The sequence below is a fragment of the Saccharothrix xinjiangensis genome (assembly GCF_039527585.1).
GTDB classification, from domain to species: Bacteria; Actinomycetota; Actinomycetes; order Mycobacteriales; family Pseudonocardiaceae; genus Actinosynnema; species Actinosynnema xinjiangensis.
In genome coordinates, this window is the sequence record NZ_BAAAKE010000008.1 from 130,880 (window position 1) to 144,240 (window position 13,361).

Annotated in this window: 10 protein-coding genes and 1 pseudogene; 6 read left to right on the forward strand and 5 right to left on the reverse strand. The window is 73.5% G+C overall.

Translation table 11 applies throughout. The features are described 5' to 3' along the window. The first annotated feature begins 152 nt into the window (after positions 1–152). Entirely contained in the window at positions 153–1,661 is a 1,509-nt protein-coding gene (locus ABD223_RS19205; RefSeq protein ID WP_344037666.1) for an RICIN domain-containing protein, read from the forward strand. 11 nt (positions 1,662–1,672) lie between these two features. On the opposite strand, the gene ABD223_RS19210 is transcribed toward ABD223_RS19205, so the two are convergent. The 3 genes from ABD223_RS19210 to ABD223_RS19220 form a co-directional block, all read right to left on the reverse strand. Further along, on the reverse strand, positions 1,673–3,370 hold the full coding sequence (locus ABD223_RS19210) for an alpha-glucosidase (protein ID WP_344037667.1): 1,698 nt from the start codon (positions 3,368–3,370) through the stop codon (positions 1,673–1,675). 120 nt (positions 3,371–3,490) lie between these two features. Next, on the reverse strand, positions 3,491–4,471 hold the full coding sequence (gene ppk2 / locus ABD223_RS19215) for a polyphosphate kinase 2 (protein ID WP_344037668.1): 981 nt from the start codon (positions 4,469–4,471) through the stop codon (positions 3,491–3,493). A gap of 37 nt (positions 4,472–4,508) precedes the next feature. Continuing rightward, complete coding sequence (locus ABD223_RS19220) at positions 4,509–5,195, reverse strand: GNAT family N-acetyltransferase (RefSeq protein WP_344037669.1); 687 nt, start codon at positions 5,193–5,195, stop codon at positions 4,509–4,511. Between the two features lie 559 nt (positions 5,196–5,754). On the opposite strand from ABD223_RS19220, the gene ABD223_RS19225 reads away from it, so the two are divergent. Then, the gene (locus tag ABD223_RS19225; RefSeq protein ID WP_344037670.1) at positions 5,755–6,240 is read left to right on the forward strand and encodes a hypothetical protein; all 486 of its coding nucleotides are present in this window, start codon (positions 5,755–5,757) and stop codon (positions 6,238–6,240) included. A gap of 20 nt (positions 6,241–6,260) precedes the next feature. On the opposite strand, the gene ABD223_RS19230 is transcribed toward ABD223_RS19225, so the two are convergent. Both ABD223_RS19230 and ABD223_RS19235 read right to left on the reverse strand, forming a co-directional pair. Then, positions 6,261–8,171: a hypothetical protein gene (locus ABD223_RS19230; protein ID WP_344037671.1), complete on the reverse strand. Its 1,911-nt coding sequence runs from the start codon at positions 8,169–8,171 to the stop codon at positions 6,261–6,263. Positions 8,172–8,395: 224 nt separating this feature from the next. Then, positions 8,396–9,154: pseudogene (locus ABD223_RS19235) on the reverse strand (ATP-binding cassette domain-containing protein); the annotation flags it as partial. 229 nt (positions 9,155–9,383) lie between these two features. On the opposite strand from ABD223_RS19235, the gene ABD223_RS19240 reads away from it, so the two are divergent. From ABD223_RS19240 to ABD223_RS19255, 4 genes are read left to right on the forward strand one after another with little or no spacing between them, the layout of a single operon-like run. Next, positions 9,384–10,391: a serine/threonine-protein kinase gene (locus ABD223_RS19240; protein ID WP_344037673.1), complete on the forward strand. Its 1,008-nt coding sequence runs from the start codon at positions 9,384–9,386 to the stop codon at positions 10,389–10,391. A 2-nt stretch (positions 10,392–10,393) separates the two neighbouring features. Next, positions 10,394–11,371 (forward strand): hypothetical protein, encoded by a 978-nt coding sequence (locus ABD223_RS19245; RefSeq protein ID WP_344037674.1) that lies wholly within the window; start codon positions 10,394–10,396, stop codon positions 11,369–11,371. Continuing rightward, positions 11,368–12,624: an adenylosuccinate synthetase gene (locus ABD223_RS19250; RefSeq protein ID WP_344037675.1), complete on the forward strand. Its 1,257-nt coding sequence runs from the start codon at positions 11,368–11,370 to the stop codon at positions 12,622–12,624. The genes ABD223_RS19245 and ABD223_RS19250 overlap by 4 nt, the downstream gene beginning before the upstream one ends. Beyond that, entirely contained in the window at positions 12,621–13,256 is a 636-nt protein-coding gene (locus ABD223_RS19255) for an NUDIX domain-containing protein (protein WP_344037676.1), read from the forward strand. Before ABD223_RS19250 ends, ABD223_RS19255 begins: the two co-directional genes overlap by 4 nt. The last annotated feature ends 105 nt before the right edge of the window (positions 13,257–13,361 follow it).

The following is a 13,361-nucleotide window of genomic DNA, read 5'->3' on the forward strand; positions in this document are numbered from 1 at the left end:
TCCGCCCACCTCCACGCGGTCGGAGCATTCCACCCACCAAATGTGAGCGCTAACATCATGGCACGGGCCAACCGGCGCGGATCGACCTCTCGACGACGAGCAGGAGACACCGCGGGTGGAGTCCGGACGTCCCCGCGCGGCGGGCGGGCACGGTGCTCGTCGCGGCCCTGACGGCGGCGACCCTGGTGACCGCGGCCCCCGCGCCGGGGTGGGAGGAGCCGGCGTTGGCATGGGACAACGGGGTGGCCCCGACGCCGCCGCTGGGGTGGAACAGCTACGACTCGTTCAACTGGAACGTCACCGAGGCGCAGGTCAAGGCCAACGCCGACTACATGCGCGACAACCTCAGGCAGCACGGCTGGCAGTACGTCGTGATCGACTGGGCCTGGTACTACCCGGGCCGGGGCACCGGCAGCCCGAACCAGGACGCCGGCTTCCAGCCCAGGCTGCGCACCGACGCGAACGGCCTGCTCCTGCCCGACACCACCCGCTTCCCCTCCGCCACCGGCACGAACGGGTTCAAGCCCCTGGCCGACTACGTCCACGCGGCGGGGCTGAAGTTCGGCGTGCACCTGATGCGCGGCATCCCCCGGCAGGTCGTCGCGGACAACCTGCCGGTGCCGGGCACCGGCTGCCGGGCCGACCAGATCAACGACGACACCACCGCGGCGTGGTTGAACCTCAACTGGGGCCTGGACATGACCGACCCGTGCGCCCAGGCCTACCTGGACGCCCAGTTCAGGCTGCTGGCCTCGTGGGGCGTGGACTACGTCAAGGTCGACGACATCGCCGCGCCCACCTACCGGCAGGCCGAGGTCGAGGGCTACGAGTCGGCCATCCGGCGCAGCGGTCGCCCCATGGTGCTCAGCCTCTCCCCCGGCCCGACGTCCACCGCCAACGGGACGCACGTCGCGGCGAACGCCAACATGTGGCGGGTCGTGAACGACCTGTGGGACAACTGGTCGTCGCTGGACGCCCTGTTCGAGCGGCTGCACGCCTGGACTCCGCACCGCCGACCCGGCGCGTGGCCCGACCCGGACATGATCCCGATCGGGCGGCTGTCCCAGCAGGGACCCGTCGGGTCGCCGCGCTACTCCGCCCTCACCCCCGACGAGCAGCGCACCCTGATGACCCTGTGGTCGATCACCCGCTCACCGCTGATGTGGGGCGGCGACCTGACCCAGAACCGCGCTTCCGAGCTGGCGCTGATGACCAACGCCGCGGTGCTGGCCGTCGACCAGCACAGCCTGAACAACCGACAGCTCTTCAGCGGCGCGCACACCGCGTGGACCGCGGACGTGCCCGGCGGCCAGGACAAGTACCTCGCCCTGTTCAACCGCGGCAGCGGCACGGCCACCGTCTCGGCCCCGCTCGCCGAACTCGGCATCGGCTCCGCCACCGCGGTCGACCTGTGGTCGGGCGCGGACCTGGGCACCGTGAACGGCACGCTGTCGCGCTCGCTGCCCGCGCACGGCTCCGGCCTCTACCGGCTCACCCCGCGCACCACCGTGCCGGTGCCCGCCACGCAGACCTTCACCGCACGGCACAGCGGCAAGGCCGCCGACGTCCACAACGCCTCCACCGCCGACAGCGCCCAACTCGTCCAGTGGACCTGCGGCGCCAACAACGCCAACCAGCACTGGCGACGTCAGGGCGTGTAGAACCGGCCCTCTCAGCGCTCCAGCACCAACGCCTCCCACGGCCCCAGCACCGCGCGCCCCGCCTTGACCCGCGCCCGGTCGGTGTTGGCCAGCACCACGTGCTCCGCCTCCCACCCGGGCTCCAGCTCGACGTCCTGCTCGTCGGCGCCCAGGTTGGCCAGCACGAGCAACCGGGCGTCGTCCAGGGCGCGTTCGTAGCAGTACAGGTGGGGGTGGTCGGGCAGGAGCATCCGGAAGTCGCCCAGGGCCACCACGGGCCGGGTGTGGCGCAGCTCGACGAGCCGCCGGTAGTGGTGGAACACCGAGTTCGGGTCGTCGTACTGCGCCTCGGCGTTGATCCGGGTGTGGTTGGGGTTGACCGGCAACCACGGCTCACCGGTGGTGAACCCGGCGTGGGGACCCGCGTCCCACTGCACGGGCGTGCGGGCGTTGTCGCGGCCCATCGCCCGCAACCCGGCCATCACCACCTCGGGGTCCACCCCGCCCGCCACGGCCTCGCGGTAGTGGTTGAGCGACTCCACGTCGCGCAGGTCGTCGATGGACGGGAAGGGCGCGTTGGTCATGCCCAGCTCTTCGCCCTGGTAGACGTAAGGAGTGCCGCGGTGCAGGTGCAGCACGGTGGCCAGCGCGGTGGCCGACTCGCGCCAGTACCCGCCGTCGTCGCCGAAGCGGGACACCACCCGGGGCTGGTCGTGGTTGTTCCAGTACAGGCTGTTCCAACCGACCTCGGCCAACGCGGTCTGCCACCGGCCCAGCGACGCCTTGAGCGCCCTCAGGTCCAGCGGGCGCGGGTCGAACTTGCCACCCGGACCGTGGTCGAGCGAGACGTGCTCGAACTGGAACACCATGTCCACCTCGCGCCGCGCCGGGTCGGTGAACCGCCGCGCCTGGTCCCAGGTCACCCCGGGCATCTCCCCCACCGTCAGCAGGCCCTCGCGCCCGGCGAAGACCTCCCGGTGCATCTCCTGGAGGAAGTCGTGCACGCGCTCCCGCGTGCCGTAGTGCGGGTAGCCGTCGCCCAGCCCGGCGGTGCCCGTCAGGGCGCCGTCCGGCAGGGCCGGGTCCTTGGCGATCAGGTTGATCACGTCCATGCGGAACCCGTCGACGCCCCGGTCCAGCCACCAGCGCATCATCTCGTGGACCGCCTGCCGCACCTCCGGGTTCTCCCAGTTCAGGTCCGGCTGGCGGCGGTCGAACAGGTGCAGGTAGTACTCGCCGGTGGCCTCGTCCAGCGTCCAGGACGGGCCGGAGAAGAACGAGGCCCAGTTCGTCGGCTCCGCGCCCGGCCGCCCCGCCTCGAACCCCTCGCGCGCGGGCCGCCACCAGTACCAGTCGCGCTTCGGGTTGTCCTTCGACGAGCGCGACTCGACGAACCAGGCGTGCTGGTCGGAGGTGTGGTTGACCACCAGGTCCATCACCAGCTTCATGCCGCGGGCGTGCACCTCGGCCAGCAGGCGGTCGAAGTCCGCCAACGTCCCGAACGCCGGGTCGATCGCCTGGTAGTCGGAGATGTCGTAACCGTTGTCGGCCTGCGGAGAGGCGTAGACCGGCGACAGCCAGACCACGTCCACGCCCAACCGCGCCAGGTGGTCCAACCGGGAGGTGATCCCGTTCAGGTCGCCGATCCCGTCACCGTCGGAGTCGGCGAAACTCCGGGGGTAGACCTGGTACACCACCGCCGACCGCCACCAGCCGGTCCCCTGCGCCATCGACACCCCTCGCGAACTCCGACCCGACACGATCACGCCATGTTCCCACCACCGGGTGACCACCACGCACCGGACACCCGCGTCCGGACCCGGACGACTCGGACCGCCCGGACGAGGGCACTACGCAGTCGGGTGCACACCCGGCCCGTGGTCGGGGTCGTCGACGGGCGCGATGGGCGTCGGGCTCAGCGACGACTCGTCCTCGCCCTCCTCCAGCAGCGTCGCCGCCGGACCCACCACCTTCGAGTCCGGCTCCCCCACCACCTCGGCGTCCTTGTCGTCGTAGTCCACCCGCGCCAGCACGCTGCGCATCGCCTCGATCCGCGCCCGCTTCTTGTCGTTGCTCTTCACCACGGTCCACGGCGCGGCCTCCGTGTCCGTGGCGCGGAACATCGCCACCTTCGCCTCGGTGTAGGCGTCCCACAGGTCCAGCGAGCGCACGTCGTTCGGGCTCAGCTTCCACTGCCGCACCGGGTCGACCTGCCGGATCAGGAACCGCGTCCGCTGCTCCGCCCGCGACACCGAGAACCACAGCTTGACCAGCAGGATCCCGTCGTCCACCAGCATCCGCTCGAACGTCGGCGCCTGCCGCGTGAACCGCTCGTACTGCTCGTCGGTGCAGTACCCCATCACCCGCTCGACGCCCGCCCGGTTGTACCAGGACCGGTCGAACAGCACGACCTCCCCCGCCGTCGGCAGGTGCTCGACGTACCGCTGGAAGTACCACTCGCCCTGCTCGCGCTCGGTCGGCTTGCCCAGCGCCACCACCCGCGCGCCCCGCGGGTTCAGGTGCTCGGTGAACCGCTTGATGGTCCCGCCCTTGCCCGCGGCGTCGCGCCCCTCGAACACGATGACCACCCGGCCACCGGTGTCCTTGATCCAGTACTGGAGCTTCAGCAGCTCGATCTGCAACAGCCGCTTCGACAGCTCGTACTCCTCGCGCGCCATCCGCTCCGAGTACGGGTAGTTCTCCCGCCACGTGTCCACCAACGACCCGTCGGAACGCCGCAGCACGGGGTCGTCACCGTCCTCGTAGTCCACCACGAGGTCGTCGACCGACAGGTTCGGGAACCGGTCCCAGATGTCGAGCGCGTTGTTCACACAACCGACTTACCCTCAGCACCACCACGGCAAACAGTCACACCACCGCCGCCTCGGGCACCCGCAGCGACGCGAACGACGTGGTCCGCCGCAGCTCGAAGCCCAGCGACTCGTACAGCCGGATCGCCCCGGTGTTGCCCGCCGCCGCGTGCATGATCGGCGTCTCACCGCGCCCCCGGATGCCGTGCGCCACCGCCAGCACCAACCGCGTGGCCAGCCCCCGCCCCCGGTACGCCGGGTCCGTGCACACCGCGCTGATCTCCGCGTACCCCGGCGGCCGCAGGCGCTCACCCGCCATCGCCACCAGCCTGCCGTCCCGGCGCACCCCGAGGTACGTGCCCAGCTCGATCGTGCGCACCCGGAACGGACCCGGCCGCGTGCGCCCCACCAGCTCCAGCGCCTCCGGCACGTCCGCCGGCCCCAGCCGGACCGCCTCGGCGAACGGCTCGTCCGCCACGTCCGCGGCCACCAGCTGCACGCCGGGTACCCGGTCGACCACCTCCCAGCCCCCCGGCGGCGTCAGCGACGAGTTCACCGCCACCACCGCGCCCGGACCGGCCAGCGCGGCCACGTCCGACCACACGCCGTCACCCGGGTCGTCGGCCACCGCCAGGAACGGGGCCACGTCCGGCAGGTAGCGCCGCACCTGCCCGCGCACCTCGGCGAAACGCGCGTGCGCACCGGTCAACGACGCCCAAGCCGGGTTGTCCAACGGCGAAGACATGCCACCCCCAGTAGTTCGAGACACGTCGAATCTAGTGCCCGCCCACGAGGTGTCCCACCAGGTGGAACTCCTGATTTTCCGTTCCCTGCCACGGTGATCGCCACGCGCTGGAGCGAAAACGCTTGAGCCACAACGCTCTTGTCACTCAGCGGGGTGGTTCGCCGGCCCGATGGTGGGAGCGGTGTGGTGCGCGCCGCGCGGCCCGTGCATCGTGGAGGACGTGGCCCGAGGGCACGGCGCCCCGGGCGCCGGGAGGAGGTGGCTCACGAACCGATCGCGACAGGGGGTGGGTTTCGCCTCGCGTGCCGGGCCCACCCCTTCGCGGCGGCGATCACGGTGCCGTGCGGGAAGTGGCGGCGACGACCGCGCGGAGGTGGCCGGTGGAGCGGGGCAGGGACGCATTGCGCAGCGCTTGGAGTTCGGCGGGTTCCTCGGCGGTTTCGCGCAGGGGATCACCGCAGCGATTCCCGGAAGTCCTTCCCGGCAAGGGGATGACGTCCCGCGCGCCAAGTGTCCGAAAGGCCCTTGGGCGGTGGCGGGGCCTCGTTACCATGGCCGGGTGACCGCAGGCGAAGGCGTTACCGCGCGGCAGGCGTCGATCGGGGGCACGGGGACGCAGGTGGCCCTCCGCCTGTGCGCCGTGATGTGCTGGCTCACGGTCGCGATGCCCGTGGTCATGCTGTTCACCACCGAGATCCCGTGGTGGGCGGTCGTGCTCGCCGAAGTGCCGTTGCTGCTGATCGTCCTGCCGCTCGGGTTCGTGCTGTGGTTCGACGCCGGCGAGCACAAGCGCGACACCGAGCGGTTGCTGCGCGACGGCCGCCCCGCGGTGGCGGAGGTCGTCGAGGTGGAGCTGGTCGACCCCGGCGACGGCGACTCGGAAGTCGCGGTGCTGCGCCTGCGCATCAGCGGTGACGACGTGCCCCCGTTCGAGGCGACCCACCGCGGCTCCGCCGAACCGGAGTTCCGGCTCGGCGCGCTGCTCTACGCGACCGTCGACCCGACCGACAACCTGTTCGCCCTGAAGCGCCTCCGCGCGTCGTGACGGTCACGGCCCGAACCCGCTCACGCGCGGTACCTCTCCGCCCGGTCGTGCAGCAGGATCGAGCCCTGGCCGGCGTGCTGGGCGAGCCGGCTGTAGGCGTGCTCGACCCGGCCGCGCAGGGTGTCCTCGGGGTCGCCGAGCGGGTCGGCCGCGATCCACAGGGCGGCGACGAGCCTGGCGAGGGCCGCGCCGTGCGGCCCGGCCGGCGGTGAGCCCTCGACGAGCCGCTCGACCCGGGTGGGCGGGTCGACGTCGTGCGGCAGCCGGTTGGGCGCGCCGGTGATGAGGTCCAGCTCCCGCAGCCACTTCCGGGCGGTCGGCTGGTCCAGCGGCCCGTCCGAGGTGAACGGGCCGGCCAGGTGCGCCACGACCGAGCGCACGTCGCCGAGGGCCAGGTCGTGGTAGCGGGCCTCGCTCGCCCTGCCCCGCGCCTCGTGGTGGTCGCGGCACCGCCGGTGCACCGCGTCCCACCCGCGCACGGGGTCGTCGCGGCGCGCGAGCCGGTGCAGCAGCAGGGTGCGCAGCCACGGGTCGAGCACGACGCGCGGGCCGCCGTCGTCGGGTTCCAGGGTGAGCAGGAAGTTGTCGAGCAGGAACGCGTGGAGCGCGCCGCCGTTGTCCGGCAGGTCGGTGCCCAGCACGGTCACGTCGGACAGGAACTCCACGCCGCGCCCCGCGCTCGCCGTGACCAGGTCCGCCACCCGCACGGCGGGCAGGTCCCGCAGGAGCAGCCCGAGGGCTTCGTCGGCGAAGGACCCGGCCCGCCCGGGGTCGGCGGGCGCGGACAGCAGCTGCCGCAGCGGCGCCTCTCCCCCCTGCCGGGCCAGCACGTCGAGCACGGCGCGCAGGCCGCCGGGGTGGCCTCGGGTGAGCCGGTGGGGCAGCGACCGCGGCAGGTCGGGCACGGCGGCGCGGGCGACCAGCTCCTCGGCGTCCGCGGAGTTCAGGTTCCCGGGGTGCACCAGGTACCAGGTCGGCCACTCGACGACCGAGCGCGCGTCCCGCTCGGCCTCCTCCGGGGTGCGCGGCAGGGGCAGCGGGGCGCGCCCGCCCGCGGGCGTGCCGGGCCGCCGCCACTTGTCGTTCCACTCGGTGTTCCAGGTCCGGCTGGTGGCGAGCACGACAGCGTGGTCGCCCTCTTCCGCCGACCGCCTGCGCGCGGCCAGGAGGGCGGTCAGGAACGCCCTGCCCTCCCGGGTGTGGGCGTTGTCCAGCAGCACCGCGCAGTTGGTGGTCCGGCCGGCGGAGTCCTGGCGCAGGTCGGCGAGGAAGGCGTCGAAGAGGGTGTCGTCGACCGCACGGCGGTCGGCGGGCGACCCCCGGTCCGCCCGGTCGAGGTCCACCAGCAGGTCGCGCGGGTCGCGGTGCTCGCCGCGCGACATCCGGCGGACGGCGCGCAGCACCCGGCGGCGGGAGAACCAGCCGAGGCCGTTGAGCAGGGTGTCGGTGGCGGGCGACGCCCAGCCGGGCAGGCCGCCCGCCTCGCCGGCGAGGCGGGTCAGCTCCAGCACCTGCCGGTGCCGCTCCAGCGGTCGGTCCTCGCGCACCAGGTCCTTGAGCTCGGCCAGCGCCTCGCCGCGGTCGCCGGCGCCGAGGTCGCCCGCCAGGACCAGCGCGCACAGCCACAGCCGGGGGAAGGCGACCCGGCCGACCCTGGGCACGTCCCGGCTCAGGTCGAAGGCGATCCCGGTGAGCACCTTGCCGGGCCACGCCCCGTCCAGCTCCTCGAAGTCCAGCAGCGCCCAGGGCGCCGCGTCGGCGCACCGGTCGCGGACGTCGCCCAGCAGGGCGGTCTTGCCGGTGCCGCGCGCACCGAGCGCCACCACGACCGGCAACGGCCTCGCCCGCCCCCCCGGCCGCTTGAGCAGCTCGTCGACCAGGCCGACCGACACACCGCGCACCCCTGCTAACGCGCTGTCGTCACCGGACATGCATCTCCTGCCGCGTCGTGCCGGACCGTGGTCGGCAGTATGCGAGGGGGAACCGCGCCCCACGGCGGAATCGGGATTGATTCAGCCTCTTGGCGCAGAGATCACCGCAACGGAGCACCGGTGGGTGGTGTGCCGGTGTGCGCGGCACACCGGCACACCACCCGATCGGGGCCGCTCAGCGGTGGACCGCCACCTCACCGCCCTGCCGCTCCGCGGTCGAACACCACCTCACCGCCTTCCAGGTGCAGGCGCGTGCCGCTGAACCGCTCCCGCAGGCGGCGGTCGTGGGTGACCAGCACCAGCGCGCCCGGGTAGTGGGCCAGCGCCGCCTCCAGGTCCTCCACCAGGCCGGGCGAGAGGTGGTTGGTGGGCTCGTCGAGCAGCAGCAGGTCGACCGGCCCGGTCACCAGCACCCGCTCGCCGGGTCGCACGGTCAGCCCGGCGACCCGCAGCCGGTCGTCGACGCGCACGTCCGACAGCCTGGCCACCCGCTCGCCGCCCGACAGCGTGCCCAGCTCCCGGTCTCGGCCCGGGCCCGGCAGGCCCAGGCCGTGCAGGGCCACCTCGACCCTGGTGTCCGCCTCGTACCCCCCTCGTGCCTCGAACTCCTCGACGAGCGACGCGTAGCGCCCGGGGTCGGCCGCCGGACCGGCGAGGTCGGCTTCCGCCTGCCGCAGCAGGGTTTCCAGTTCCCGCAGGTCGGCCGGCGCGCGGTCGACCGCGTCGGCGACGGTGGCGTGCGGCGGCAGGTCGAGGGTCTGCGGCAGGTGCCCGACGCCGCCGGGCGCGACCGCGGTGACCTCGCCGCGGTCCGGCGCCACCCGCCCGGCGACGATCGCGAGCAGGGTCGACTTGCCGGAGCCGTTGTCGCCGATGACCCCGACCTTCTCGCCGGGCTTGACGGCGAGCGAGACGTCGTCCAGCACGACGTGCCCGCGGTAGCTCTTGTGGACGTGGTGGAGGGACAGTTGCGCGGTGCGCAAGGCGTGCTCCTGTTCCCCGGCGCAGAGGGCCGGGCATCGGTACGGGTGCGAAGAGCGAGAGCTCGCGTCGCGGAGCAGTGCTCTACGCGAACGCGCAACCGATGATCACAGGAAGGAGATCAACACATCGCCGGCGATCGTAGCAACGACCACCGGCGCCAGGTCAAGTGACCCACGACACAGCGGTATTCCACCCCATCGCGCGGTTTGAGTCGTATAGACTCAAACCATGTTCACCAGGCAGGAAGCACTCGACCGGGTCGAGCGGGCGACCTCGGCGGCCGACCTGTTCGGCCCCGCGGACCCCGCCCGGAACCGGGAGGCGCAGCGGCTGTACCGGGCGCTGGCCGCCGTCCTGCACCCCGACCGGACCGGACCGGCGGACACCAGGGCCCACGCGGCCTCCGCGGAGCTGACCAGGCTCCACGACGAGTGGCTGCGCGGCACGTCCGTCGAGCTGCGCACCGAACGCGGCGCCTACCGGATCACCACCCCGCACGCGGTGGGCAGCGTCGCGAACACCTACCTCACCGACGGCCCGCACGTGGTCAAGGTGGTGCGCAACCCGGCGCTCAACCCGCTGGCCGCCGCCGAGTGGGAGGCGCTGGACGCGCTCGACCGGTTCACCCGCGAGCACCGGTGGCTGCGGCCCTACTACCCGCGGCTGGTCGACCGCTCCGGCGCGGTGGCCCGCGGCGAGCGCGCGTTCACCGTGCTCGAACCCCTGGTGGACGGCTTCGTGACGCTCGCGGACGTGCGGCGGGCGTTCCCGCGCGGCCTCGACGGGCGCGACTGGGCGTGGATGCACCGCAGGCTGCTGCGGGCGCTCGCCGGCGCGCACCGCATCGGCCTGGTGCACGGCGCGGTCGTCGCCGAGAACGTCCTGGTCCACCCCGAGCAGCACGGCGTCGTGCTGGTCGGCTGGTCCTTCGCGGTCGAGAGCGGGCACCGGCCGCTGGCCACCGACAAGAACATCGCCTACCCGCCGGAGGTCCGCGGAGGACAGCCGGTCACCACCGCCACCGACGTCCACATGGCACACGCGCTGATGCTGGACCTGCTGGCCGAGGGCGAGACCCGGCAGCGCAACTTCGCCCGCTGGTGCGCGCAGGACGACCCCGACCGGCGCCCCGACGCCGTCGACCTGCTCACCGAGTACGACGACCTGCTCGAAGACCTCTACGGCGAGCGGACCTTCCGCCCGTTCGCCCTCCCCCCGATTCCGACAGGAGCCTGACCGTGGGACACGGCAAGTGGGACGACAACGCCTTCGCGGCCGCCAAGACCTTCCGCGCCGCCAAGGGCATCGACGACTTCGGCTACACCGCAGCGATGCGCGCCAAGCCCAGGAGCGAGTGGAAGGCCGACCCGTCGCTCGACCCGAAGGACGCGCTGCGCGAGTGCCGCGACTCGGCCGAGCACGACGACTCGACGCCGATCGCGGTGCTGTTCGACGTCACCGGCTCGATGGGCCAGGTGCCCAAGATCATGCAGACCAAGCTCGGCAAGCTGCACGGCCTCATCCAGCGCAAGGGCTACCTCGCCGACCCGCAGGTGCTGTTCGGCGGCATCGGCGACGCCGACAGCGACCGGGTGCCCCTCCAGATCGGGCAGTTCGAGTCGGACAACCGGATGGACGAGCAGCTGCGCACCATCCTGCTGGAAGGCGGTGGCGGCGGGCAGAAGAGCGAGTCGTACGAGCTGGCCGCCTACTTCATCGCCCGGCACGTGGTCACCGACGCCTGGCAGAAGCGCGGCCGCAAGGGCTACCTGTTCCTCATCGGCGACGAGCTGAACAAGCCCCGCCTGGAGGCGCGGCACATCCGCAAGGTCATCGGCGACGACGTGCGGCAGGACATCGACCCCGTGTCGGTCTACCGGGAGCTGGAGCGCCGCTGGCACGTGTACTACGTGCTGCCCAAGCAGTCGTCCTACTACAACGACCCGGAGATCGCCGACCACTGGCGCGGCATCCTCGGCCAGCGCTTCCTCAAGCTCGACGACCCCGGCGCGGTGTGCGAGCTGATCGCCGCCACGATCGGGCTGGAGGAGCGCGTGGTCGACCTCGACCAGGCGATGGTGGACCTCGCCGAGATCGGGTCGGACGCGGAGAGCGCGGCGGTCGGCAAGGCGCTGGTCGGCGTCGGCGGCAAGGCCCTGACCAGGTCGGCGACGCCCCCGGCGCTCGACGGTCCCGATGACGTGACCTTGACGTGAGCGGAGCGGGCGTGGACGGCGTGGGCAGGACGGGTGTGGACGGCTCTGGCGGCGGGACGGGGGTGGACGGCGTGGACGGGCACGTGGTCGTCGTCGGGCTCGGGTTCGGCGACGAGGGCAAGGGCGCGGTGGTCGACGCCCTGTGCCACGACCGCGAGACGGTGTCGGTGGTCCGCTTCAACGGCGGCGCGCAGGCCGCGCACAACGTGGTCGCGGACGGCCGCCACCACACGTTCAGCCAGTTCGGGTCCGGCACGCTCGCGGGCGTGCCGACCCACCTGTCCCGGCACGTGCTGGTCGAGCCGATCGCCCTGGCGACCGAGTCGCGCGAGCTGGCCGGGCTGGGCGTGCGCGACCCGCTGCGACTGCTGTCGGTCGACGCGGGCGCGCTGCTCACCACGCCGTTCCACGTCCTGGCCAACCGCGCCCGCGAGGACGCCCGCGGCGAGGCCCGGCACGGCTCGTGCGGCAAGGGCATCGGCGAGACGGTCTGGTACTCGCTGCTGGCGGACGCCCGCCCCGGCGACGTCGTGGAGCACCAGCGGGTCATCGGCACGCCGGGCGCGCCCCCGCGGGTCGGCGACTGCGCCGACCCCGCCGCGCTGCGCCGCAAGCTCGACGCGCTGGCCCGGTTCTACGAGCCGCTGATCGGCGCGGGCCCGTCGGTGGCCGAGCTGGTGTCGCTCTACCGCGACTTCGCCGGCGCGGTCCGGATCACCCGCGGCGACGAGGTGGGCCGCCTGGCCGAGCGGGGCCGCCTGGTGTTCGAGGGCGCGCAGGGCGTGCTGCTCGACCAGCACCACGGCTTCCACCCGCACACCACCTGGTCCACCACCACCCCGGCCAACGCCCGCGACCTGCTGGGCGGCCGCCCGGCCGCGGTCGTCGGGGTGACCCGCACCTACCAGACCCGGCACGGGGCCGGGCCGCTGCCGACCGAGGACCCGGCGGTGGCGGCCCGCTTCCCCGAGCGCCACAACGGCACCGGCCGCTACCAGGGCGCGTGGCGGGCCGGGCACCTGGACGCGGAGCTGCTGGAGTACGCCGTGGCCGCGTGCGGCGGGGTGGACGGGCTGGCCGTGACGCACCTGGACGCGACGGGCCTGGAGGTCGTCGCCCGCCGCGGCGGGCGACCCGAGGACCTGCCGGACCCGCTGGCCTGGTTCGAGGCGCGCCACCCCGTCCTGGTCACCGGTCACGGCCCCGACCGCGCCCACTACGCCGTGCGGTCGTGCGCGACAATCGCCGCATGATCGAGTCGACCCCGGTGTCGGTGGACGTGCTGGCCCTGCGCTTCGACCCGACCGCGCGCACCGTGCTCCTGGGCGTCGCGCCCCGCGCCCAGGAGCCGTTCGCGGGCGACCTCGCCCTGCCCGGCGTGCTGCTGGGCCGGGGCGAGCGCCTGCGCGACGCCGCCCGCCGCGCCGTGCGCGACAAGCTCGGCGTCGCCGAGGGCGCGATCACCGCGTCGGGCCAGCTCACCACGTTCGACGAGCCGTCCCGCGACCCGCGCGGCCCGACGCTGTCGATCGCCCTGTGGGCCACCGCCGACCCGGGCAGGCTCACCGGCGGACCCACCACGTGGACCCCGCTGGCCGACGTGCCGCCGCTGGCGTTCGACCACGACCGGATCGTGGCCGACTGCCGCCCCATCCTGGCCGACCGCCTGTGGCGCGACCCCGCGTTCACCGCGGGCCTGCTGGGGCGCGAGTTCACCACCGCGCAGGCCCTGGACGTCACCGAGTCCCTGACCGGCGACCGCCCGTACCCGGCCAACCTGGGCCGGGTCATGGAGCGCGTGCCCGGCCTGGAGCGCACCACCCAGCACGCGGCCGCCCAGCCCAAGGGCGGCCGCCCGCCGTCGGTGTGGCGCTGGGCCACGTGAGGTGCTCGCCAGGCGGAAGTTCACCGCGCTGCGGATCTTCACCGCCGGAAATGGGTACCCCTCCCCCCGTGACCGGGCACCCGGTCAGCGCACGAAGGAGGACCC